The 24,058-nt window shown below is 55.8% G+C and carries 16 protein-coding genes and 5 pseudogenes; 10 read left to right on the top strand and 11 right to left on the bottom strand.

Features of this window, described 5'->3' with window-relative positions; translation table 11 throughout:
- Genes kdpC through kdpF form a run of 4 tightly spaced genes read right to left on the bottom strand, consistent with a single transcriptional unit; the run spans nt 1 to nt 4,536 of the window.
- Entirely contained in the window at nt 1-573 is a 573-nt protein-coding gene (gene kdpC / locus ACA047_RS17660; RefSeq protein WP_497351442.1) for a potassium-transporting ATPase subunit KdpC, read from the bottom strand.
- A 12-nt stretch (nt 574-585) separates the two neighbouring features.
- Nucleotides 586-2,664, bottom strand: a complete 2,079-nt coding sequence (gene kdpB / locus ACA047_RS17655; RefSeq protein WP_497351440.1) for a potassium-transporting ATPase subunit KdpB — start codon at nt 2,662-2,664, stop codon at nt 586-588.
- A gap of 10 nt (nt 2,665-2,674) precedes the next feature.
- A complete protein-coding gene (kdpA, locus tag ACA047_RS17650; RefSeq protein ID WP_497351438.1) occupies nt 2,675-4,447 on the bottom strand; it encodes a potassium-transporting ATPase subunit KdpA in 1,773 nt (590 codons plus the stop codon).
- Nucleotides 4,444-4,536: a K(+)-transporting ATPase subunit F gene (gene kdpF / locus ACA047_RS17645; protein WP_019689681.1), complete on the bottom strand. Its 93-nt coding sequence runs from the start codon at nt 4,534-4,536 to the stop codon at nt 4,444-4,446. Before kdpF ends, kdpA begins: the two co-directional genes overlap by 4 nt.
- A 1,111-nt stretch (nt 4,537-5,647) precedes the next feature.
- Between kdpF and ACA047_RS17640 the strand changes: the two genes are divergently transcribed.
- Nucleotides 5,648-6,058 (top strand): DNA cytosine methyltransferase, encoded by a 411-nt coding sequence (locus ACA047_RS17640; RefSeq protein ID WP_497351435.1) that lies wholly within the window; start codon nt 5,648-5,650, stop codon nt 6,056-6,058.
- Between the two features lie 231 nt (nt 6,059-6,289).
- Nucleotides 6,290-6,586 carry a DNA cytosine methyltransferase gene (locus tag ACA047_RS17635; RefSeq protein WP_497351433.1) on the top strand — a complete coding sequence of 99 codons (297 nt, stop codon included), beginning with the start codon at nt 6,290-6,292 and terminating at the stop codon, nt 6,584-6,586.
- Nucleotides 6,587-6,711: 125 nt separating this feature from the next.
- Here the strand turns inward: ACA047_RS17635 and ACA047_RS17630 are convergent.
- The 3 genes and pseudogenes from ACA047_RS17630 to ACA047_RS17620 all read right to left on the bottom strand — a co-directional run.
- Nucleotides 6,712-7,557 (bottom strand): annotated as a pseudogene (locus tag ACA047_RS17630) (conjugal transfer nickase/helicase domain-containing protein); the annotation flags it as partial.
- A gap of 155 nt (nt 7,558-7,712) precedes the next feature.
- Nucleotides 7,713-10,646, bottom strand: coding sequence for a TIM-barrel domain-containing protein (locus tag ACA047_RS17625; RefSeq protein ID WP_497351431.1), 2,934 nt, complete (start codon nt 10,644-10,646; stop codon nt 7,713-7,715).
- Between the two features lie 99 nt (nt 10,647-10,745).
- On the bottom strand, nt 10,746-12,365 hold the full coding sequence (locus ACA047_RS17620; RefSeq protein ID WP_497351429.1) for a hypothetical protein: 1,620 nt from the start codon (nt 12,363-12,365) through the stop codon (nt 10,746-10,748).
- 1,101 nt (nt 12,366-13,466) lie between these two features.
- On the opposite strand from ACA047_RS17620, the pseudogene ACA047_RS17615 reads away from it, so the two are divergent.
- A pseudogene (locus tag ACA047_RS17615) lies at nt 13,467-13,880 on the top strand (integrase arm-type DNA-binding domain-containing protein); the annotation flags it as partial.
- A gap of 77 nt (nt 13,881-13,957) precedes the next feature.
- On the opposite strand, the pseudogene ACA047_RS17610 reads toward ACA047_RS17615, so the two are convergent.
- A pseudogene (locus tag ACA047_RS17610) lies at nt 13,958-14,343 on the bottom strand (transposase); the annotation flags it as partial.
- A gap of 203 nt (nt 14,344-14,546) precedes the next feature.
- Here ACA047_RS17610 and ACA047_RS17605 point away from each other — a divergent pair.
- The 7 genes and pseudogenes from ACA047_RS17605 (at nt 14,547) to ACA047_RS17575 (ending at nt 20,713) form a co-directional block, all read left to right on the top strand.
- Nucleotides 14,547-15,653, top strand: a complete 1,107-nt coding sequence (locus ACA047_RS17605) for an NADH:flavin oxidoreductase/NADH oxidase (RefSeq protein WP_497351427.1) — start codon at nt 14,547-14,549, stop codon at nt 15,651-15,653.
- Nucleotides 15,631-17,034, top strand: a complete 1,404-nt coding sequence (locus ACA047_RS17600) for an aldehyde dehydrogenase family protein (RefSeq protein WP_497351425.1) — start codon at nt 15,631-15,633, stop codon at nt 17,032-17,034. The genes ACA047_RS17605 and ACA047_RS17600 overlap by 23 nt, the downstream gene beginning before the upstream one ends.
- 94 nt (nt 17,035-17,128) lie before the next feature.
- On the top strand, nt 17,129-18,442 hold the full coding sequence (gene aroA / locus ACA047_RS17595) for a 3-phosphoshikimate 1-carboxyvinyltransferase (RefSeq protein WP_497351423.1): 1,314 nt from the start codon (nt 17,129-17,131) through the stop codon (nt 18,440-18,442).
- A gap of 277 nt (nt 18,443-18,719) precedes the next feature.
- A complete protein-coding gene (tnpA, locus tag ACA047_RS17590) occupies nt 18,720-19,037 on the top strand; it encodes an IS66-like element accessory protein TnpA (RefSeq protein ID WP_497351421.1) in 318 nt (105 codons plus the stop codon).
- A gap of 126 nt (nt 19,038-19,163) precedes the next feature.
- Nucleotides 19,164-19,328, top strand: a pseudogene (locus ACA047_RS17585) (IS66 family transposase); the annotation flags it as partial.
- A 356-nt stretch (nt 19,329-19,684) separates the two neighbouring features.
- Nucleotides 19,685-19,877, top strand: a pseudogene (locus ACA047_RS17580) (IS66 family transposase); the annotation flags it as partial.
- A 50-nt stretch (nt 19,878-19,927) separates the two neighbouring features.
- Nucleotides 19,928-20,713 carry a nucleotide sugar dehydrogenase gene (locus tag ACA047_RS17575; protein WP_497351419.1) on the top strand — a complete coding sequence of 262 codons (786 nt, stop codon included), beginning with the start codon at nt 19,928-19,930 and terminating at the stop codon, nt 20,711-20,713.
- Here the strand turns inward: ACA047_RS17575 and ACA047_RS17570 are convergent.
- The 3 genes from ACA047_RS17570 to ACA047_RS17560 all read right to left on the bottom strand — a co-directional run bounded on the left by ACA047_RS17570 (nt 20,695) and on the right by ACA047_RS17560 (nt 23,636).
- On the bottom strand, nt 20,695-21,495 hold the full coding sequence (locus ACA047_RS17570; protein ID WP_497351417.1) for a helix-turn-helix transcriptional regulator: 801 nt from the start codon (nt 21,493-21,495) through the stop codon (nt 20,695-20,697). The two genes, ACA047_RS17575 and ACA047_RS17570, sit on opposite strands and share 19 nt — an antisense overlap.
- Nucleotides 21,496-21,573: 78 nt before the next feature.
- The gene (locus ACA047_RS17565) at nt 21,574-22,158 is read right to left on the bottom strand and encodes an anthranilate synthase component II (RefSeq protein WP_497351415.1); all 585 of its coding nucleotides are present in this window, start codon (nt 22,156-22,158) and stop codon (nt 21,574-21,576) included.
- Complete coding sequence (locus tag ACA047_RS17560) at nt 22,155-23,636, bottom strand: anthranilate synthase component I family protein (RefSeq protein WP_497360422.1); 1,482 nt, start codon at nt 23,634-23,636, stop codon at nt 22,155-22,157. The genes ACA047_RS17565 and ACA047_RS17560 overlap by 4 nt, the downstream gene beginning before the upstream one ends.
- Nucleotides 23,637-24,058: the final 422 nt, after the last annotated feature.

Raw genomic sequence — 24,058 nt, 5'->3', positions numbered from 1 at the left:
TCAATGGGCGGCGTCGAGTGCCAGGTTCAGTTCCAGAACGTTGACCCGAGGCTCGCCGAGAAAGCCCATCAGCGTGCCATCAGCGTGCTCGGCGATCAGCTCGCGGACGCTCTCGATGGGCAGGTTGCGCATCCGCGAGATGCGACTCGCCTGATACAGGGCTGCGGTGATGCTGATATGCGGATCGAGGCCGCTGGCCGAACTGTAGACCAGTTCGGCGGGGATGGTCGCGGTGTTACCTGGGTCAGCAACACGCAAAGCATCGATGCGACCCTTGATCGCGTCCGCCAATGCGGGATTCAGCGGCCCCTGGTTTGACCCCGATGATGCCGACGCGTTGTAGGGCATGGGGCTGGTGGCAGACGGGCGACTCCAGAAATGCCGGGGATCGCTGAAGCCCTGACCGATCAACGATGAACCCACGGTTTTGCCGTCTCTTTCGATCAGACTGCCCGCCGCTTGAGAGGGGAATACCAATCTGGCAATCCCCGTCGTGAGCAGTGGATAGGCCAGGCCGGTGATCAACGACAGCGCAATCAGCAGGGTCAACGCCGGACGCAGCAGAGAAGCCATGACAGTGCTCCTTCAAGTCAGACCGACGGCAAACAGCACCATGTCGATCACTTTTATGCCAATGAATGGAACGATCACGCCACCCAGCCCGTAGATCAACAGGTTGCGGCGCAACAGCGAGGCCGCGCCGACCGGGCGATATTTGACGCCTTTGAGTGCCAAGGGAATCAGGAAGATGATGATCAGTGCGTTGAAGATTACCGCTGACAACACCGCCGAGTTTGGGCTGGTGAGGCCCATGATGTTGAGTGCCGCGAGCTGTGGGTACGTGGTGACAAAGGCAGCCGGCACGATGGCGAAGTACTTGGCGATGTCGTTGGCAATCGAGAAGGTGGTCAGTGAACCACGGGTCATCAGCATCTGTTTGCCGGTTTCCACTACCTCGATCAACTTCGTCGGATTGCTGTCCAGGTCCACCATGTTGCCGGCCTCCTTGGCGGCTTGGGTGCCCGAGTTCATCGCCACAGCAACATCCGCCTGAGCCAATGCCGGAGCGTCGTTGGTGCCGTCGCCGGTCATGGCTACCAGCCGGCCTTCGGCCTGGTAGCGACGGATCAGTTCCAGTTTTTGTTCGGGTGTCGCCTCCGCCAGAAAGTCATCGACCCCGGCTTCGGCAGCGATAGCGGCGGCGGTGACCCGGTTATCACCGGTCACCATCACGGTCTTGATCCCCATGCGCCGCAGTTCGACGAAGCGCTCCTTGATACCGCCTTTGACGATGTCCTTGAGTTCGATCACGCCCAGTACCTTGGCCCCGTCGGCGACGACCAGTGGGGTGCTACCTCGGCGTGCTACCTCTTCAATGCTGGTTTGCACCGCCTCGGGAAAGCTGCCGCCCAGACCTTGAACATGCTTGAGGATCGCCTCGCCCGCGCCCTTGCGTATTTGCCGGTCGCCCAGGTTTACGCCGCTCATGCGCGTTTGCGCCGAAAAGTGCACGAAGTGGGCGTCGAGTGCGCCGATTTCTCGTTCCCGCAGATTGAAACGCTGCTTGGCCAAGACGACGATACTGCGTCCCTCGGGGGTTTCGTCGGCCAGGGAGGCCAGCTGCGCGACATCCGCGAGGTCGGCCTCTTTGATGCCCGGCGCCGGTAAGAATACCGAAGCGTGACGGTTACCCAGGGTAATGGTCCCGGTTTTATCGAGCAGCAGAACGTCCACGTCACCGGCGGCTTCCACGGCTCGGCCGGACGTGGCGATGACGTTGGCCTCCATCATGCGACTCATGCCGGCCACGCCGACGGCCGACAATAATCCGGCAATGGTCGTGGGAATCAGGCACACCAGCAACGAGATGAGGACGGTGATCGAGACGGGAGCTCCGGAGTTGGCCACGGCAACCCCGAACAGCGAGAACGGCAGCAGGGTCACCGTCACGCCGAGGAACACGATCGTCAGTGCGACCAGTAAGATTGACAGGGCGATTTCATTCGGGGTCTTTTGCCGCTTCGCGTTCTCGACCATCGCGATCATGCGGTCGACGAAGGTCTCACCGGGGTTGGTCGTCACACGGATGACAATCCAGTCCGACAAGACCCGAGTCCCGCCCGTTACCGATGAGAAATCACCACCACACTCCCGAATCACCGGGGCCGACTCACCGGTGATCGCGGACTCATCCACCGAGGCGGCACCTTCGATCACCTCGCCGTCGGCGGGGATCACAGAGTTCGCGAGGTCGCCGGCTTCAACCACCACGACGTCGCCCTTGCACAGGTCGCTCGATTGCGCCAATTGCCACTCGGCCCCGTAGTGCGGCTCGCGCAGTTTCTTGGCCCAGGTTTCCTTTTTCAGATCTCGCAGTGACGCGGCTTGAGCCTTGCTGCGGCCTTCGGCCAAGGCCTCGGCGAAATTGGCAAACAGCACGGTGAACCACAACCACAAGGCAATGGAGAGAATGAACCCGGTGCTGGCTTCACCCTTGCCGCTGAGGGCTTGAATCCACAGGCCGGTGGTGATGATTGCGCCGATATAGACGACGAACATCACCGGGTTACGCCACTGGATCCTGGGACTGAGTTTGCGCATGGATTCGACCATTGCAGGTCGTATGAGTTTGGGGTCGAACAAGGAGAACGCTTTGCGTGTCATGTTCGTGGTCTCACTTGATCATCATGAAGTGTTCAACAACGGGGCCCAGCGCGAGCGCCGGTACGTAGTTCAACAAGCCCACCAGCAACACCGTGCCGATCAGCAGAACAACGAACAGCATCCCATGGGTGGGCATCGTGCCGGCGGTGACCGCCAATCGCTTCTTCGCCGCCAGGCTGCCGGCAACGGCGAGCACCGGCACGATGACGCCGAACCGGCCGAACCAGGTCATGACGGCCAGCATTGTGTTGTAGAACGGGGTGTTGGCCGACAGGCCGGCGAATGCACTGCCGTTGTTGTTGGCCGCCGAGGTGAAGGCGTATAGGATTTCCGAGAAACCATGGACGCCGGGGTTGGCGATCCCCAGCCTCCCAGCCTCGGCCATGACCGCGATGGCCGTACCGAACAGCACCAGCAACGGCGTTACCAGAATCGCGATGGCGACCATTTTCATCTCGTAGGCTTCGATCTTCTTGCCCAGGTATTCGGGTGTACGGCCGATCATCAGGCCGGCGATAAAGACCGCGAGGATGGCGAACACCAACATGCCGTAAAGGCCTGAGCCTGTGCCGCCGAACACCACCTCACCCAATTGCATGAGTATCAGAGGCACCGCACCGCCCAGGGGGGTGAACGAGTCATGCATCGCATTGACTGCACCGCAGGAAGCCGCCGTGGTCACGGCCGCGAACAGGCTGGAGGCACTGATACCAAAACGCACCTCCTTACCCTCCATGTTGCCCGCCGCCGTATCGATGCCCAATGTCGAAAACTGCGGATTACCGAGTTGTTCGTAATGGGTCACGGCCACGACGGCAATCACGAAGATGATCGTCATCGCCGCCAGCAAGGCCCAGCCTTGGCGTATGTCACCGACGATGTGGCCGAAGACGAAACACAGTGCAGCCGGGATCAGGAAGATCGCCAGCAACTGAAAGAAGTTGGTAATCGCGGAGGGGTTCTCGTAGGGGTGAGCCGAGTTGGCGTTGAAGAAACCGCCACCGTTGGTGCCCAGCATTTTGATGGCTTCTTGTGAGGCTACAGGCCCCATGGCAATGGTCTGCTTGTCGGTACTGGCGGCCTTGGTCACCGGATTGCCCTGAGCGTCGAGGGCTGGCTGGCCGGCATCATTGAGTACCGGGGCCTGGTACTGCATGACCTCCAGCGTCGTGACTTCCTTGTACGGGTCAAGATTCTGGATCACGCCTTGGCTGACGAAGAACAGCGCAAAAATCAGCGACAGCGGCAGCAACACCCACAACGTGATGCGCGTGAGGTCGGTCCAGGCATTGCCGATGCAGTCCGCGCTGTGGCGCGCGAATCCCCGGATCAGAGCAACTGCGACGACGATACCGGTCGCAGCAGACAGGAAGTTCTGCACCGTCAGCGCGAGCATCTGGGTCAGGTAGCTCATCGTTGCTTCGCCGCTGTAGCCTTGCCAGTTGGTATTGGTGACGAAACTGGCGGCGGTGTTGAACGAAGAGTCGGGAGTCACCGCGCCAAACCCTTGCGGGTTGAATGGCAGAACGCCTTGCAGCCGTTGCAGGGCATAAACGGCCAGCAAACCCAGTGCATTGAACACAATCAAGGCCAAGGCATATTGAAGCCAACTCATCTGTGTTTCAGGCTTGACGCCGGCCAGGCGATACAGCGGCGACTCAAGGCGCGAGCCAAAGGCAAACCGCCCCTCCATCACGGTGGTTAGCCAACGGCCAAGCGGCCAGGCAAAAATACCCAGCACCAGCAGAAAAGCCCCGAGGAGGATCCAGGCTTGAGTTGTCATAGGAAGTCCTCCGGAAACAACAGCGCGGCGACCAGGTAAACCAGCAACCCGGCCGCTATGAGGCCACCGAACAGATAGAAGCCCGTCATGACCGCCTCCTGTTAAGTGCTGCACATCCGCGCGCCAAGCCAGCCAAGCTGATAAAAAACAGAGCACCGAGTACTAAAAAGATGAAGTCCATGGCATTCCCTCCCGCGATGAGGGGAAGCCTAGTCTGACTTCTCGTAAATTGTTAAAAAGACTGGGGGCGAAAGAGTAAAGATTTTATAAAGATCTTAAGTGGTGTGAAAGATCGAAGTCTGGGTTAGGTATTGGTCATTTCTTTTTTCTGTCTGTTCTTTTCCGCCTTTCTACGGACGTCACTGCCGTTTATTTTTTTTGGTTGAGCGGTTGGTGCTCAAATATTCAAAAGTAAAAGAAGCGAATCCGAACAGTCCAATTATTGAAATGATCATAGTGCCCAAGTCTGCACTGCTCAAAATATTCTCCCGTCGAAATTTATTTCGGAGGATAAAATATCTATTGCGGAACTCAAGGCGATCTACGAATTCTTTACGATTCTTTTGGTTAAATATACGAAGCTATACGGCTGTGGAAGCGCGACGCTCGACTTGTGGACAGCGGTTGCATAGGCTGACGACCTTTTGATGTCCGAGGGGAGCGCTATGGATAGGGATGCACTTGAACAGAACCAGATACCGGTCTACTTCGCTGCGGTAATAACGGTCTGCACCACTGTGCAACGACGACCTACGCCCTTTTGATAGATGAGTCTGGGCGAATGACTGTGGATGATATCGCTGCTTTTCCTGGACCAATTCGCGAAATTGTCCAGGTACCGTCTAGGTCATCAGCGAGCCATTTTCGTGTGGCAATTGATCATCCGGAATCTAGTATTTGATGGGATGCACTTCAGCTGCATCACAGTCCATTTAAAAGACATGCGCTCATGTTGCCGCTGTTTGGAGCGATAAATGAGTACCGAGCGACAGCTTTGGTGTTGCTCAATGCGTTATCCATTCTGGTTCGGATCGTCCAAGCTTATGGCGGCAGATACAGGAAGGGGAGCTTGATCATTTCAGGTCACTAATCGAGACGTTCCTTTCGGCGGTTGAGCGCATTCTTCCGGAGCAGTTTCTTGAGAAAATTACGGAGCAGTCGATTTCCGTACATCAAACTTATTCACTAAATCATCCCAAGGTGAAACTCTACGCAGAGGACATCCGAAATTTGGATGCGGAGGTGGTACTAAAAGAGGTGGGCTTGCGTCGAGGGGAGCTGGACCTTTTAGCGGGATGTCCTCCTCGTCAAGGGTTTTCTAGGCTTCGTACAAAGAACAAGGGGGCATCTGTATTCGACCCGAGAAACGACCTGGTTAGTTATTTTTTGCGTTTTATCCGGGAGATGCTACCTAAGAGCATCATGATGGAGAATGTTCCTGCATTAGCAAACGACAGTCGCTTTCAAAAGCTCTGCATAGCCATCGCCGATCTTGGTTATACGTACGTGGTTCAGGTACTCGACGCCGCCGACTACAATGTCCCGCAGCGACGAAAACGCCTGATTTTGCTAGCCTCGCGCGTACATGTACCGGCAGTTGCCGATAAGTAAACTGACAGAGTCACAGTGCGTCAAGCTTTCGCTGGCATTGGAGCGCGTTCAACGACAACAGATTTGCTGCATGCAATGCCTGAGCGTCGCTCTCCCAAGGTAATGGATATGATAAAGCAGATTCCAAAGGATGGGGGGAGTCGCATGGACTTGCCCATAGAGTTTCAATTGGAGTGTCACAAAAAGGCAAATGGTTTTTTTGATGTATATGGACGAATGTCTTGAGATGATGTGGCCCCCACCATTACAAGTGGCTGTTTTAATCCCTCAAAGGGGCGCTTCTTGCACCCTTCTTATAATCGAGCTATAACTTTGCGAGAGGCTGCAATTTTACAAGGATTTCCTTCTGACTACCAATTTGTTACCTCTCATGGGAAGGAATCAATTGCGTTGATGATAGGTAATGCTCTTCCTCCGCCATTCATTGCCGCGCATGCATTTGCTTTGCATAAAGGTATCGTGGCGTCAGTGGGGATGCACAACATGAACAGTCCATTATATAGATCAAATAGATTTTGTCATAGATAGGCAGAGTTTACAAAAAGTAACTCTAAGTTGCTCTGACTCGTGGAGCTAAGACGATTACTATCGTCGCGACTGCAACAGCTATTCCAGGGTAACGGAGTGCGAGGGAGAAATTTTTCTTTGTGCCATTATCTTATCTCGAGCATGAGGTAAGGGTTGCCCGGGGGGAGTGATTCGAAGATTAGCCTAGGATCTTCGAGTAGATAGCCTTTGAGTTTCGCCTTCTTTCGTGGGCCTTCAACTTGGCAGGTCCAGATATTCAGTCCATCGGCACGCTTCCTGTGGACTTTTAGTTTCTCAAACTGCTTCTGCGCCCAGCGCCATTCTTCAATCTCTTGATCAGACTCCTGTGAGATAGCAGGAAACTCCTGCGCGTAGCGTTGGAAAAGACCAGGCGTGACCAGAAATACGCTGCCACTCACCGTGTGGATTTTGGCCTTGCTGTCATTGATGACCAGCTTGTGGCTGAGGATGCCTTCCTTGACCCAATTCAGAAATACCTGGCCAGGGTTGTCCGACGAGGGATTTGATATTTCGAGGGTGCCTGCTGACGATGCGTTGCTGACCTCAGACTCTTCCAGCTCGAACATATCCAACAACGTGTCGAGATAGTCAGCGTCTTCTATCGCACTGGTATCTGCCAGCGAAGAGCTTTGACGCGATCCCGTACTTACAGTCTCGGGCGCTGCTGGTGATGTCGGAGCGTCAGTCGGGTGGTAATCGACTGCCACGCTCACCGTTCCGCTGAAAGCTTCTGGGCGGTCTTCGCTTCCCCAAATCAACGCCGGTTGAATGCGCAGAAAGATAAAGCTCTGCTGCCAGTTTCCCTGTGCTACGAGCGCAGTCCAGATGGCTTTGCCTTCTGGAGTCGACTCGACCAGCCCATGCGACTGCAGTTCGTCGAACACCGCGATGTTGGACGTGGGGATTCCCTCAATCGACTGCGACAGCAGGTAGGCTCGCAGCTTGTCGGTGGCTAATGTTTACTTTAACCAAGTACTGCTGCCGGTGTGTGCCGGTGCCTTGCACGCTGATACCGGGCAAACCAGCTGGTTTGCCACGGCATCGCTGATGGACTATGAGTACAGTCACTTATCCCGTTGTAGGGCGTTCACCTGCAGCATCTTCCTCAAGGAAAGAGAATCAGCACAGTCACGTCAGGACCTGTATCGAATATCTTGGCGTAGACCTGTTTTATCGTGCTGTTGTAGTAGTAAGCATTGACGTTGGACTGCGCCAGGGTTTCCGGGCTCCCCGCGTTGCCTAATGATTCGCCATCAACCGTCACTGACTGAGGCGCTTCGGCTCCGAGTAAAGATACGTAGTAAAACGTTTCTGAAGGGATGTAGTTGTCGAACACGCGCTGGATACGGATGTTTTGACCATTGGAAATGCCGCTATGACTGATTTCGGTCAACCGGTAGCTGTTATTGCTGGCGTATTGGGTGGTGTAACCGTCATCGAGATAGAGTTTGTAAGTTGAATCCTGGCCCGGGTAGATATTGAAAGTCAGCGGGTTGCTTTCCAGTTGCCCTACCCACTGTTCCAACTGACGCATGGGAAGGATCGCTCCGGCGCGTATATAGATAGGTACCTGATCCAGCCCCGCATAATAGGCGGTCACCAGTGTTCCTCCTTCAACTGGCGCCCCTAGAGGGAAATCATCATCCACGAATGCGTACCACTGGGAGCCGCTGGGCAGGTAGATATCGCGGACTGGCGGGGTGGGCGGACTGGCTGTTTCGTGCGATTCGATGATCGGGGCCACGAGGATATTGCTACCGACAAAAAACTGGTCGTCCAGATGGTCATAGACGCCAGGGTCCTGCGCTTCAAGGAACAACGCACGGGCAATCGGCATGCCCGTCTGCGTTGATTCGTAGAGTGCGTCATAGTAAATCTGCAACATCCTGTAGCGCAGCTCTATGTATTTCCGGCAATTGCTGGGCACAGGCTCTGCGTATTTGAACGGTTCTTGAAACTGCTTGGCATAGCCATCGTAGTGATTGCGGTACCAAGGCAAAAAGGAACCCAGCTGCATCCAGCGGGTGAACAGTTCGTAATTAGTGATTTGGCCTTCGCCTACGCTGCCGTCGCCAGGGCCAAACCCGCCAATGTCGCAACCCGAAATGGGGATTCCAGACAGCCCCAGGTTCAGTACCTGTGGCAGATTGATCCTCAGGAAGTCCCAGCTTGAGGCTGAGTCACCGGTCCACAGCGCCGCGTAGCGCTGCAACCCCGCATAACCGCCACGCGCGATGATGAAATTTCGTTGCTGGGGGCGCAACTGGCCAAGCCCGTTGTAGGTGGCTTCACTCAACAAAAGACCGTAGGCGTTATGGACTTCAGCGTGCGGTACCTGGCTGCCGAAGCTTGTCACCATCAAGTCCAGTGGTGCTGTTTTCCAAGGGGACAGCACCCTGATTTCCTCGGGAGGAGGGGCTTCTCCATACGGTGGGTTGGAATCCACGATGTCGTTCGCGGCTTGCTGCATCTGCGGCGTGTCGTAATAGGCATAGATCGCCGGATCGGTCATGTCCTGCCAAATCATCTCCAAACCGGCAGACAGCAGATATTGATACTGCTGTCCCCACCACGTTTGGACTTCGGGGCGGCCAAGGTCGGGGTAGTAACCACCGGAACCCAATTGAGTGTGTCCTTGGTCGTCCGGTTCCAAGGGCGGATATTTGTAAGGGTTGGTGCCATAGTTCACGCCGTAGTTTTCCTCCCCGAGGAACAGCGAGCCATCGGTTGGCAAGCCGACCCGCGTATTGGTCAGAAAGAAACCTCGCGCGATGCCTTCGTCAAGCGTCGGGTAGGGGACCGTATTCCCGGTCTCATCGCAGGGGTTATTGGTGATCATCCCGGTAATATTGGTACTGCACTTAAAGCCGTTGGCCTTGAGGCTTGAGAACATTGCGTCGAGATCGGCGAACTTGATATTGCTGTTGGTGAATGTTCGATAGTTATTTTGCAGATCGATATCAATGTGCAGACCATCGATGGGGATGTTGGCTTCGCGGTAGGCGGCGGCAGCTTCGATCAATTTGGCCTTGTCGTAATACCCATAGCAACCTTGGTGGTAACCCAGTACGTACTTGGGAGCAAACGTCGGTCGTCCCGTCAGTTGTGTGTACTGATCAACGACCTCGGACGCCTGGTTCCCGAGCATGAAGTAGTAGTCGAGCTCCCCATACAGCGCGCCGAAATAGTACATGCCGTCCATGTTGGAATAGTCGTTGGCGCCGATGTTGAAGTAGGACTGGGAAGGGTTGTCGAAGAACAGCCCGTAGCTATAAACCGGGCCAGCATTGACGCCCTGTGGGGCAGGGTTGTTCTCGATCAGCAAAGGCACTGAGCAGTAAAGAGCCTCGCTTGGGTTGAGCGGTCCGGACTGCTCGCCCGCCGGTAATGGGCCTGACATGTACTCGAAATTATCGAAGTTGAATTGCGTGAGGGTGAACCCGTTTTTTGCCAGTTGGGCGCCGGCTTTTTCGCCAAACCCAAAGTAGTAGGCATTTGCCGGTGTTTGCTTGAAGTTGGCAATGACTTCATGGCCTGGCAGAAAGACCAGATTGTAGTACTGGTTGTCATCCATCGTATCGCCATGAATCAACTGCAACCCATTGCCCGTATCGCGGAACACTTGCAATGCATAGGGTTGCAAGTTGATACGCAACTGAATCGTGCCGGTATCGATGAGTAAAAGATCGTGCGTGTTTTGTAGGATGTTGAGTGTCACTGGGCCGAGGTCACGATTAATCACGGCATAGGAGTTGTCTTGGTCGTAGCTTGCGTTCGCAGCAGGGTTGAAGCGGACGCGAAAGCAACTGGGCGACAAAATGGATACCTGCAGGCTGACATTGTTGTTTTGCGCTGTCAGCTGGAAGGTGTTGCCGGTCTGTGTGACGGCCGTAACGTTCCCGAAGGGCGTCCAGTGGCCGAGGTTGGGGGTGAAGTTGTCAGTCGTCACAAACTGATACGAGCCAGCCGGGTCCGCTTTAAGAAAGTCAGTGGCGCCATTGGCAATCAGGTATGCGTTTTGAGAAAGGGGACGACTCATGATGAAGTTCCTCCGTGAAGGGTGCCGAGTGCGAGAGTGAAGTGCACGATCCCGGGAAGTGGCTTGAAAGCCACGCTTTCGCAATCGTGCACAGGCCTCTCAGGGGGTCGGTTTTGCGTCCGTGGCGGGTTTGCTGACAGAACGGAAGTGCGCCAGCTGTTGAAACATCCAACTGAAGTCAGAGGTATTTGGGCCGCTGAAATTAGCCGTTTTGATTCCGCTTGGACTGATCGTATAGGCGCTCGCGATACCCGCCGAATAATGGCACCCCATACAGCTCTCGGTACCAAAGACCTTGTCGGAAACAGCAGGAGACCCTTCCTCCTGCGTTCCTACAGGCTGATTGCCCAGCTGGAAATAGGTCTCCATGATCGAGTTGGCCAGATAGACCGGCGTCGGTTTCCCACCCGATTTGTTGTCGATACTCGCCGGCAACGTATCAGGCCCCGGCGTGGTAGGAGGCGCGCCAGGATCTGTCGGCCATTGGGTGTTGATCAACTCGTAGTATTGCCAGACGGAGCCCATGTCGTGCAGCAGCGCTTGCGCTTGCCGATTGAGCTGCTGGGTGGCGGGGGGGATTGGGATCACGCGGGTCACTTGTGTACGCAATTGGCCGGTTGCGGTGTCCTTGGTGGGTGGGTAGGTGTTGACTAGACAGGTTTCACAGTCAGGGTTGTTGAACGACGCTCGGAGATGTCGCTGCTCGCCATTTACCTGGACAGTCTCAAGGGAATTGACCTGGAGGTTGTCGACATGTTCGAACGTTGACCACGTCCATTGCGGGGACGTGCCGGTCTTGTGAGCGATGTGCATTCCAACCAGACCGACCTTCACATCATGCCAGCCCTTACCATCGCTGTTGAGAACTGCAGCATCGGCGGTGAAAAAGCGTTGCGGGATGTCGCCGGCGGCCTCATCGAGCACACGCCATGCCAGCTTTAGCTCGACGGCCCCTGGCTGCTCAGGGTGATCAAACAATCCAGCAGGCATATTCAAGGCATTGTGCGTGCTGGCGAAGGCTATTTGCCCATCCAGATTGTAGAGCTCATTTTTTACGATGTACTGGGTTTCGACGTCGTTTATCAGGATTTCATAGTAGGCGAGACTACCGTGCTGATCCCATAGCGGATGGGTAAAGGCCTGCTCCGTCTCATTCAGGACTGTCAGCGCCTTGGTCGCACTGACTATCGACAGTACGCGTTTTGCCCGATCAGTAGTGGTCAAAGGTCCCAGGGCAACGCCATGGCGAGACGTTACGGCCATGCGCTGCGGTCGCGCCGCCAGCGTTTGCGCCAAGGTGGGCGGCTGACCATGCTCGCCAAAGATCTCGAATGACTCGTGCCAGCGTGTCCATGCAGGTGGCCCGAATGCCACGTCGGTAATTCGCTCAGCTGGCTTGCCTTGTTCTCCTGTCGGCCAATTGAGTGCCAGGAATTGCTGCCAGGAGTAAATATCGAACACCCGTTGTACCTGTGCAAACTCACCCTTTTTGGTCAATGCACTAATCATTGCGGGATTAACGTCTGAGGGTAGAACCGGGCTGAGGGGAGATGGCAAGTTGGGAGAAAAAGCGGGTTCATCCTGTGCGGCTGCGTGGCTTCCAACCAATAGCAGTCCCGCGAAAGCCAACCCTGCAGCGCGGCGTCGAACGGACGACGAGCAGGGCGGATTGATTAACGTTTTCCGAAAGGTATTGCTAGAGCGACCAACACTTTCCATAAGTCATATCCTTGACTGAGTGTGCCGAGAAAAGTGGAGCACCATGAAACTAGCTCCAGCAGTCCAGCTGCTGTGCTTTGACTTCCGGACGGTTAGGGGGCTCAGGCGGACCGTATTCGGATGCTTCAGGTCAGTTTTTTATTGTGAGGGGGCTAGCTCGGTGTAGCAGTGGACTGCAAGGGCGTCAAATACGTTGATACGTGTAAGTCTGCATCCAGCCAGTCTTGGCCTAGACTCCACTTTGATCGAAACATTGGATGACGATGTCGCGCGGTGGTATGCGCGGTGAGAATACAAACGCATAGCCCATGTGCCCGGATACTGCTGCCAGTGGGGTCGCGGCCAAATGTGGCAGGTCTGCTCAGCACCGGCAACGCCGCCATTGCGGACGCGCCGTTCAAGTTGGAAACCTACTGATCCACCGCAGACTTTGCCCACTGCTGACGCGGCGCCGAAGGCAATCCTCGGTTGCTGCGCCTAAGCAACCCCGTATCTCCCTCGGTGCCTATCTTGAAATTGGTTTTGCTCGGACCAGAAAGTCAATTTTGGGTCGAGCGGTTGAATCCACAGCCGATTGCTGCCCGTCACCACAGGTAGCGCTGGGTCGCCAACAGTCGGTTGTGTATTGGGGATGGGGGCAACTTGTCGGCGGGTACGCTTCTCGAGCTGAGCGTGCGTAATTGAAACTGTCAGGTTATTGGTATTCTCCAATTGGATATGAGCAGAACCCAATAGCGTTGCCTGGAATCACTGATTCTTTGTTCTTGAAGCACCCTGAAAATAAGTTCAGAATCAAGTCCTTTCCTGATTCATGAATAAAATAAACCCCTTAGATTTCAATGAGTAGGACACCAGATACGAATCTCGTTTCCCGCTCAAAATATTGCGCTGCAGAGCTCCACTGAATTCTGTAAGTGATTGAAATCAGGACCTTCGGGTCCTTTTTTCGTTCCAGCGGGAACCACTGAAATCCAGCACTATCCGGTGCGTTTAAGTCCAGGATTAAGTCCAGGATTCTGACGCGTACGGAATCGGTTTTTTGCTGGAGCAGTTTGCGTATCGAGATGAGCATCTGGCCCTGACTCTGTTCAGGAGCTCGCGATGGCACTCTCAGAAATGGCAGTTCGACACGCCCGAATCACCGGTAATGACTACACCCTCGGTGACAGTGATGGTCTCACACTCAACGTGACGGCCAGCGGCGGAAAAGTCTGGCCTTTTCGTTACTACTGGACGGGCAAGCAGAAGCGCATGTCCTTGGGTTGTTACCCGCAAATCAGCCTCAAAGAAGCGCGTACCCGTCGTGATGAAGCGCGTGCCTTGGTTGCCCAAGGCATCAATCTCTATGAGCACCGTAAACAGCAGCGCCGTGCTGTTCGTTTTGCGACAGAGCATACCTTTGAGGCCGTGTTTGATCAGTGGGTGGAGTTCCGCAGGCTGAGCCTAAAGGAAGGGCGCCAGAGCACGCTCTCGCAAATTTTGAGAATCTTCAATAAAGACGTCTTGCCCACACTGAGGGCCAATTTCTGTTTGGGGGTGATACCTTCCAGAGCCATGTATGGCCGTTCGTGATTGTATGTCGGCATTAACCGAGACAACCGCGGTTGGTAGCGATAGCAGGTGACGCTGACCCCGAAGACCAGGCACGCCTTGATACTGACCCGGCCGGAGTGAACAGCCCGCTGCGCAATCTCTCGCCGCCGAGATGGCTTCACCACTTTTTTGCCATCACCTGCTGGATGATCTCGGCCTTGAGGCGCTCTTCGACGTACATCTTCTTGAGGCGACGGTTCTCGTCCTCCAACTCGCGCCGCCGAGCCATCAGTGACGCGTCCATACCGCCGAACTTGGAGCGCCACTTATAGAGGGTCGCCGAGCTGATGCCGTGCTCGCGGCACAGCTCCGGGACTGGGCTGCCGACCTCAGTTTACTTAAGAATGGCAATGATTTGGCTGTCCGAAAAACGCGATGTCTTCACGCAAAATTTCCTTGATCCGATTAGGAGAAAACTCTACTTCTGACGAGTACGTGTTTCATGGGGCTAGTTCATATTACCAGTTTTCGGTCAGCGGCAATACTGTGTGTTCTGACAGGTACTAATTTCCGTCCTCCTTGTTATGGTTTGAGTCCAATTGATTAGCCGAGCTACTCGACTAATCAACACTTTTAAAGGAGGAAACAGTGTCCCGACTATTCTCGCCGCTAACATTGCGCGGAACGACTATTCGAAATCGAATTGGTATGGCGCCCATGTGTCAATATGTGTCCGACGACTCGCTGGTGAATGACTGGCATAAAGTTCACTTGGGCGCTCGGGCAATTGGGGGGGTAGGTCTTATCATTCTCGAGGCCACCTCTGTGACTGCGGACGGGCGAGTAACACCCCAGGATCTTGGTCTCTGGTCGGACGCTGCAGTGCCAAAACTCACGGAACTTGCTTCATTCTTGAGTGCGCAGGGGAGCGTTCCAGGCATTCAACTTTCCCACGCAGGTCGTAAGGCCAGTCGTCTAAGGCCTTGGGAGGGTGACCTTCCATTGCTCGCGGAGCAGGGAGGCTGGGAGCCTGTCGGGCCGAGCCCGATCCCATTTGCAAAAGGATATGCTGTGCCCCGTGAGCTGGATCTTTCGGAAATACCAGAGATACAGGAGGCGTTCGCTCTCTCAGCAAAGCGTGCATACGAGGCTGGATTTAAACTGTTGGAGCTTCACGCAGGACATGGGCGCTTACTTCACAACTTTTACTCGCCGCTGTCGAACAAGCGCACAGACGAATACGGTGGAAGTCGTGAGGGGCGCGCGCGATTCTTGCTCGAGACCGTGAAGGCTGTTCGCAAGTACTGGCCGGAGAACTATCCGTTGGCCGTGCGGCTCTCATGTACAGACTGGGTCGACGGTGGGTTCACAATCGATGACGCAGTCTTCCTAGCAGGCTCTCTCAAGTCTGTCGGGGTAGATCTCATCGACTGCAGTTCGGGCGGTATTGTGCGCCCTGTGAGCGTGGAAACATCGCCTGGATATCAGGTCAGTTTCTCCGAAATAATCCGTCGTGAGACCGGTATAGCCACGGCTGCTGTCGGCCTAATTACGGACTCTAGGCAAGCAGAGGACATCCTTGAGCGTGAGCAAGCCGACATGGTCCTCGTTGGCCGGCAGTTACTCAGGAACCCTCACTGGGCATTCGATGCGCTCAACGAGCTTTCTCAAGACGTCCGCCCGCTTTGCCCCCTCCCGTATCTAAAGGGTTTCTCATATAACGAGCGTAAGCATGGGCATCTGGCCGAACTCTGATCGTATGTCTGCACTTACGCCCCTATTTTTAAAGTCTTGTAATCCTTCCACTGGTGAGGCTCTAGGTGAAGTTTCTGTAGATAGCAACGCAGATATTGTGCGCAAGATCACTCTCGCGCGACAGGCTGGGAGGGGCTGGCGAAGCCTGACCCCGCGACAGCGCGCAGATTATCTGCGGGGCGCGGCGTCGAGGCTTTACGAGGCAGAAGAGGAGCTTTCTAATGCAGTAACCATCGAAATGGGGAAGCCGATAATGGAAGCTCGTCGCGAGGTGCGAAAGTGCTTCTCCGATCTCGAGTCGACCTTATTTGAGATCGAAGAAGCCTTATCCGCGCAGATAATTGAAAGCGAGACGACTAGAAGTCTAATCGTACATGAAGGGCGGGGAGTCGCTGCGGCAATCGCTCCCTGGAACTATCCTGTACTGATGCCTCATAGACTCTTATTGCCAGCCTTGATGGCTGGCAATAGTGTCCTTTTCAAGCCGTCTGAACATACACCACTGATAGGGAATCTCTATGCCTCGATTCTGGGGTGTGACCTTCCCGAAAGTGTCCTGCAAATTGTGCATGGTGGTTCTGCCCAAGGTGCTTTCCTAGTCGATCAGGTCGATTTGGTTGCGTTCGTTGGGAGTCGTGCCGTCGGCAAGCAGATTATCACTGCAGCTTCGCAGACGATGCCTCGCCTGATTCTCGAACTCGGGGGTAGTGACCCAATGCTGGTGTTGGACGATGCGAACGTTGAGCGTGCGGTCGAGTTCGCGACCTACAACGCTTTTCGCAATAGTGGTCAGGCATGTACCTGTACGCGCAGGGTGTATGTGGCTCGTGCACTATATAAAAAGTTCGAGGATGCACTGGTGTCTCGAGTGTCCTCCCTTCGGGTTGGTGATGGTCGCGATCCGCAGGTAGATGTTGGACCGCTTGCAGCCCTCGCGCTAAAAACACGCTTCCTTGCCGGAATTACTCACGCGAAAGAGCGGGGTGCGATCGTACTATGTGGAGGCAGTCGAGAGGGTAATTTTGTCGACCCAATCGTAATGCGCGACCCTTTGGATCGGGATGTAGCGGGAGCTTATGAGCTATTCGGGCCTGCCGTGTTCGTTTCTTCATTCGAAGACGAAAACGAGGCTGTTTGCCTTGCGAATAGAACGCGATACGGGCTCGGTGCAACAGTATTCACTGGGGACGAGTCCCGCGGATTTGTCCTAGCGTCCCGAATCGAGGTCGGGATGGTTGGCGTCAACAGTAGCTGCGTAGGGGTCAGAGGCTCTCCTTGGGTCGGTACCAAGGAGAGCGGGTACGGGTACCACGGCTCTGCAGATGGACATCGGCAGTTTGCTCAAACCAAGGTTGTAACCATACACAGGCAAGAGCTGTAGCCAGCGCCCCGGCCGTCTGATTGCCGTAATGTTATTACCGAAATTAGATCAGCTAAAGACTGCCGATCTGTACACGATATAAATGGAGCTTTGCATGTTTTTTGATGAGGTCATACCTGCTGCCCCTCTTACTTTCTCACGCTTGCCTAGCGTTTACTCGTCGCAGTGGGATATTCCTGGATCTAAGATCATTACCAATCGGGCCCTTGTGCTTGCAGCACTTGCAGATGGCACCACGACCCTCAAAGGGGTTCTGGATAGTGATGACACTAGACACGTGCGGAGAGCGCTGGAAGCGTTGGGTGTCGTCTTTGAAAATATTGACGACACGACACTCGTGGTCCGAGGTGGACGGCAGCGGCTTCAATGCCCGGCAGGTCCTATATATGTTGGTAACAGCGCTAGCGCCATGAGATTCATGACAGCCGTGGCGTGCCTTGTCGATGGTAACGTGACGCTCGATGGTGACGCTAGTCTTCGCGAACGGCCGCTCTTGGATTTGGTAGAAGGACTGCGAGAGCTTGGAGTTGATATTGAGTGCTTTAACGGTAGGCCTCCAATCACCATCCATGGGAAGGGGCGGCTACATGGCGGGCACATGCGGATTCGAGCAGATCGTAGCAGCCAGTTTCTATCTGCTGTATTGCTCGCTGGTGGTCTGGCTAGCGAGGACATCGAGATCGAACTTCAAGGCCCCATGGTCGGCAAGGGCTACGTCGAGTTGACCTCGCAAATGGCGGCAGCCTTCGGTGGACAAATTGAGCAGAAGGGTAACATTCTGCGAGTCAAGGCCGTTGGAAGCTATCGGCCATGCACTTATGTCGTAGAGCCGGACGCTTGTTCAGCGAGTTACGCATTCGCGCTTGCTGCTGGGAGCGGTGCTGTGATCAGCGTGCCTCGGCTGGGGAGCTGTTCTGTGCAGTCAGATGCTCGCTTCGTAGATATTTTGGAGCTTGCAGGTGCTCACGTACAGCGAGAAATTGACGCGACCACTGTCACAGGAACGGGCCATTTGCGAGGCGTTGACGTGGACATGCGTGACATGCCGGACTGCGTAGCGACGTGGGCCGCACTGGCTCCGCTTGCAGAAGGTCCGACCGTGATTCGCAATGTCGGAGACCTCAGGGTTAAGTCCTTCGACCGCCTAGAAGCAATTGCGACAGCATTGGCCTCGCTCGGGCAAGACGTGGTCGCGGACGGCAATGACCTATATATCACTCCTCGCCCGCTCGTCCATGCCACGATTGCGACTCAAGGGGACCATCAGCTAGGGATGAGTTTCGCCGTGCTCGGAGCCCTGCGTGGAGGAGTCACAATCGATGCGCCTCGCTGCATCGCCAAAAGCTATCCGCGTTTTTGGCTGGACCTCGGTAGATACTACCAAGCTGCCGGTGTTGAACAGCTGTAAGCTGTCCGGCCAAGTCATCTTCCGAAATCCAGCATTAAGGGCGATGGTATCCGCGTATTTAAGTGCACACCATGTCTTGGCTTTGCGGGGCTGGGTAGATGACTTGGCCGGACGGATACAGCACAACGACAGTAATGGCGCTCACGTCAAGACGTAATTGATACCATCAGAGCTTCCGTAAGGGGCCGGGGAACACACCTTCCTCGCCCGGCCGATAAGGGCGATTGTGTCCGCGTATTTTTAAGCGGACGCGATCGCCCTTAACGTCAGGGTTTCCATGCGCCAACGAAGCTCTTACCCGAAGCCCTTCAAAGCCCAGGTTGTTCAGGAATGCCTACAACCGGGGGCAACCCTATCCAGCGTTGCCATCAGCCACGGCATCAACGCCAACGTGATCCGCAAGTGGCTACCGCTTTACCGAGACCAGCTGCCAGCCGCGTTGCCGGCTTTCGTTCCGTTGAGAGCTACGCCCAAACGGCAGGCGGAAGCGTTAGCGATCATTGAGCTGCCGCTTGGCGAGCAATCGATCACAGTGAAATGGCCAACGTCCGATCCTGACGGCTGCGCCCGCTTTGTCCGTGGACTCCCTCAATGATCCGCATCGACGCCATCTGGCTCGCCACCAAACCCATGGACATGCGTGCTGGCACTGAAACTGCGCTGGCCAGGGTGATCGCGGTGTTCGGTGCGGCGAAGCCGCACTGCGCTTATTTGTTCGCCAACCCATCGCGCTTATGTCTGGGCCTACTGCACTACGCCGTTTTCGGCGCTCAAGGCAGTGGTTTACGACTTCAGCCCGAGCCGTGCGGGCGAGCATGCGCGCAACTTCCTTGGTCAGTGGAATGGCAAGCTGGTGTGCGACGATTTCGCCGGTTATGTTGCGGCCTGATTTATGTGATCCCGGCCGTGCCGATCAGCTTATTCGGTAGTAGCGGTAGGTGATCGGCATAACATAATTCTCAGCGTCCTACCCGCCTTCGTTACCATGGGGTATCAGTTCTTTTCAAAAATCGCTGCTACTCAATTGCCGCATGCGCACGTCCCTAACGCGGAATAGCTGGCTTGCTGAAAGCGAGAGAGGCCCACAGCACTGTACTGAGCAATCGGGGTGATTGTCTCGAGCCTGCCTGCGCGTAATGTGTCGCTCATATTTATGTGATGCTTTCTACGCCGAAACCCCCATTTGGAGACGTCGCCTTTACCACCGCAACATAACTCGCGTTATGTTTTACAACACACAACGCCGGCTACAAAGCAAGCTTCCAGCAAGGCATCACCGAAATTGGCTGCATGGCCCGCCCGCCGCAAGTTCTTCGATCTGCATGCGACCAACAAAAGCCAACTGGCCGAACAGGCACTGCACTCAATTGGCGGGTTGTACGAAATTGAACGGCTAGCGCGGAAGATGACGGACGAAGATCGCTGGCGAATACGCGACCGGCTCAGAGAACTGCTGCGCGGAGTGTCATTGAGCGGATAAACCCCGTGCTGCGTGGCTGGGCGGGCTACTTCAAACTCAGTCAGAGCAAGCGAGCTCTTGAAGAACTGGATGGGTGGGTGCACCGTGCTCCTTCGATCAAGGTGGCCGAAGCTGCCAAGGTCATCGAGAATACCCAGCGCGATCTGAACATCGCCCTGATGAATGAGTTATTGCTGATCCTCTCGGAACTGAAGATCGACACCTGCCAGGTGCTGGAAGCCGCGAATACCAAGTGGAACTTCCTGGATTTCAAGCCAGGGCTGGTAGGTGGCCACTGCATTGGCGTAGATCCCTATTACCTCACCTACAAGGCCGAGTCCCATGGCTACCATCCCCAGGTGATCCTTGCCGGGCGGCGGATCAACGATGGCATGGGCAAGTGGATCGTCGAGAAAATCATCAAGCTGCTGATCGCCTCCAACCGTGTGGTGAAGGGCTCGACGATCAATGTGCTGGGGATCACGCTCAAGGAAAATTGCGCGGATGTGCGCAATTCGAAGGTTCACGACATCATCGTCGAATTGCGAGCCTATGGCGTCAACGTCCATGTGCATGACCCACTGGCCGACCCGGCGACGGTCATGCGTCAGTACGACTGCGCATTGAGCAGTTGGGAACAGCTGCCCGCAGGCGATGCGGTGATCGTGGCTGTGCCGCATGAGGCCTATCGGCGCACCTCATTGCAGCAAATGCGCACCAAGTTATTGCCCGGGGCGTGTGTGATTGATGTCAAGGCTGTCCTGGATCGGGAGTCCTACGAGGCCGAGGGTTATCATTTCTGGCGTCTGTAAACCGGTGGGGCAACCGTCGGCATGACCAGCCCGCAGGCCACTGCAGCACTGACGGCCTGTTGGCGACTCACCGAACCCAGCTTGCGTCGGGCATTGAGCAGGTGGAAGTCGATGGTGCGCTCGGAACAGGTCAGGATGTGGCTGATCTCCCAGGTGGTCTTGCCGACGCTGGCCCAATACAGGCAGTCCAACTCCTTGGGTGTGAGGTCCTGGCGAGGTTGGGCAGGAACCTGCAACTGATGGCGCATTCCGGCGAGCAGGTAGGGGATGAGCATGAACAGTTGATAAACGGCAGGGTTGGAAAAGCCCTCCTGTTCGGTGATCTGGGTGTCATCGAAAGCCACACTCAGTGTTCCCCTGAGCAGCTCGTAGCGCAGCGGGATGCTCAGGCCGCTGCGCAGGCCGTGTTGCTCGCGTTGTTGCCAGAAGTGCCGGGAACGTCCACGGGCGCGCCTGCGCTCGCTGTCCCAGAAAAAAGGTAGCAGTTCGCGTCGACAGTGCCTGAGTATCGGGTCGATCTCGATCAACCCGTCACCGCGATAGTGTTCCAGCCAGCGTTTGGGAAAGGTGGTGATGAGGCTGGCGAGAGGGTCGGTATCCCTCGGTGCTGCCGGTCCCAGGCTGATGAGGTAGCTGCCGAAGCCGAGCTGACGCAGCACTTTGTTCAGCAGGCGCTCCCAATCGCAACGGTTGGCATCTTTGGCGAGACTCATGAAGGCGGTCAGCGGTGCGGTACGCCCGGCCTGGGTCCGGCTGCAGACGGGGGAGTTGTGTTTGTCCATAAACGAGTCGCTCTTGTTATAGCGGGAATGAAACAGCCGGAGCACGGAAAAGAAGGGGAGTGCGCCCCTCCTGGCGGATCACTGGTGCACGTAACACTTGATGAAACTGCGAAACAGGTCCAGGCCGTTTTCGGTCAGGATGCTCTCAGGGTGAAACTGCACACCCTCCACTGGCAGGTGGCGATGACGCACACCCATCACATAGCCGTCACCGGTGGATCTCGAGGTGACTTCCAGGCAGTCGGGTAACTGCTGGTCGCTGACCATCAACGAGTGGTAGCGGGTGGCCTGTATGGCGCGTGCCTGCGTGTGGTCATAAACGCCCTTGCCATCGTTCTCGATCGTGCTCACTTTGCCGTGCATCACGTGCGGGGCGCGGCAAACCTGGGCGCCGAAGGCCAGGCCGATGGCTTGATGACCCAGGCATACGCCCAGTAGCGGCAAACGCCCCTGCAAGTGCCTGATCACTTCGATGTAGCCAACGTCGGCCGGATGCCCAGGCCCAGGGCCCAGCACGCAGAAGTCCGGCGAAAAAGCCTCGATGCGTTGGAGGAGGTCTGGCACGTCGTGACGCTCGACGCGGGTTTCCAGCCCCAGTTGTTCCAGGTACTGGCTAATGATAAAGACGAAGCTGTCGTAGGCGTCGATCAGGAATACTTTCACAGTGCGATCTCCTTGCCGGTCACTGCCCGGTATACAGAACCCATCTTGTACAACGTCTCTTTCCACTCCATCTCGGGAACGGAGTCGGCGACCACCCCGGCGGATGCACGCAAGTGGTAGGTCCCCTCGTCGAAGACGGTCGAGCGAATGCACAGGGCGGTATTCACACTGCCATCAAAACCCACCAGGCCAAGGGCTCCGGCATAGATGCCCCGGCGGTTGCTCTCTATTCCCTCGATCAGTTCCATTGCCCTGACCTTGGGCGCGCCAGACATGGTTCCTGCGGGGAATGAGGCCTTGATCACGTCGTAGGCATCCAGGCTTGGGCGCAGCAGACCGCGAACGTTCGACACCATGTGGTAGAGGTGCGAGTACTCCTCCACCAGCATGAATTCGTCGACTTCCAGCGAGCCGGCCTGGCAGACGCGACCGATATCATTGCGACACAGATCGATGAGCATCAGGTGCTCGGCGCGCTCCTTCTCCGAGCGGGTCAACTCCAGGACCAGCTGGGTGGGATCGACGCCGGGCTTCTTGCCGACAGTACCGGCGATCGGACGCATCTCTATCAAATCGTCCTTGATCCTGACGAACAGCTCAGGGCTGGCACCGATCAGGTCGATACCGCCCACATGGGCCAGGTACATGTAAGGAGAGGGGTTGCGCAGGCGCAGGTTCTGGTACACCTCGAACGGCGCAACCTGCGAGCGAATCCGAATCTCATGACCGAGCTGGATCTGGTAGACGTCGCCGGCGCGGATGTGCTCCATCGCGACTTCGACACGTGCGCAGAACTGCTCCGGAGTGACCGTGCGGATTTCCTCGAATGTCTCTGGATACGGAGGCAGATCCACTGCCTCGCACGCCAGGGTTGTGGTCAGGAAGGGGTAATCCTCCACAGTACGGGGCGCCCACAGGGGGTGGTTGTTGATCAGGGTTTCGACAATGCCGTTGCTGTGGAAATAAACCAGTGTCTGATAGACCGACAGGGCGATGAGCGGGTAGCTGTAGATTTGTTCGGCCACATCGGGAAGCCGCTCGATCAGGCGAACGCAGTCGTAGGAGAAATAGCCGAAGAACGCCAGGCTGGAAGGGGCATTGGGCGCAGGTAGGAACGTAGCCTGGATAGCCCGGAGCAGGTTCCACGCGGCCTCGCTGTCCGGTAGATGGATCTTGTGCTCGGGATCGACCTGCACCCCCCCTTGTTGCAGGCTGGCGGACAAATGTTCACAAAGCGCAGGACAGCCTCGCAGTTGTGCCTGGCCCTCATCGATACACACTTCGAAAAGGGGCTCGAGCCCGAGGATCGTCGCCCGGCGATCGCGGCTTGGACCGGACAGTGATTCAAGAATGAAGACAGACTCGCGACCCAGTTGTGCCAGTGCATTTGCATATATGCCAAGTGCATCCGTGGATCGACGTTCTTCGCGACGAAGAACATCCACGTCAATTAAATTTGTATTCACGGTTAATACCATTTTCAAGGTGCAACGATTCAGGCACTCGATTAAGAGAGCACCACGGGAATATAAAGTGCGCAGGCACTTTAAATGCGTGTTGACGGATATCCTGAATATTCGGGGCGGACGCTGTTCATGTCGCGCGCGGTACAAGGCTGGCAACGGATTGCAGTCAGCGATGCGCAGGGCACAAGGCGCGAGCGCCTTCGAATTTCATTGGGGAGAGATCAGGACGTTGCTGGCAGGCAGCAGGCAGACGCTGGTCTTCGCTAGATTATTAGCGACGCCAGATATTGCTTTTGAAGATGGCCAGAATGGCCCGGGAACAGCTGTCGGGATAGCTGTGGGAGGAGCTGATAGCAGAAAGGTGATAGTACATTTTAGACATCCCAGTCTTGGCTAGGTACTGCGGGAATGAGCGGCAGTGCGGCGAAATTACC

It is taken from the genome of Pseudomonas sp. LBUM1664, from assembly GCF_059695895.1.
This window is presented reverse-complemented; position numbering and strand designations above follow the sequence as displayed.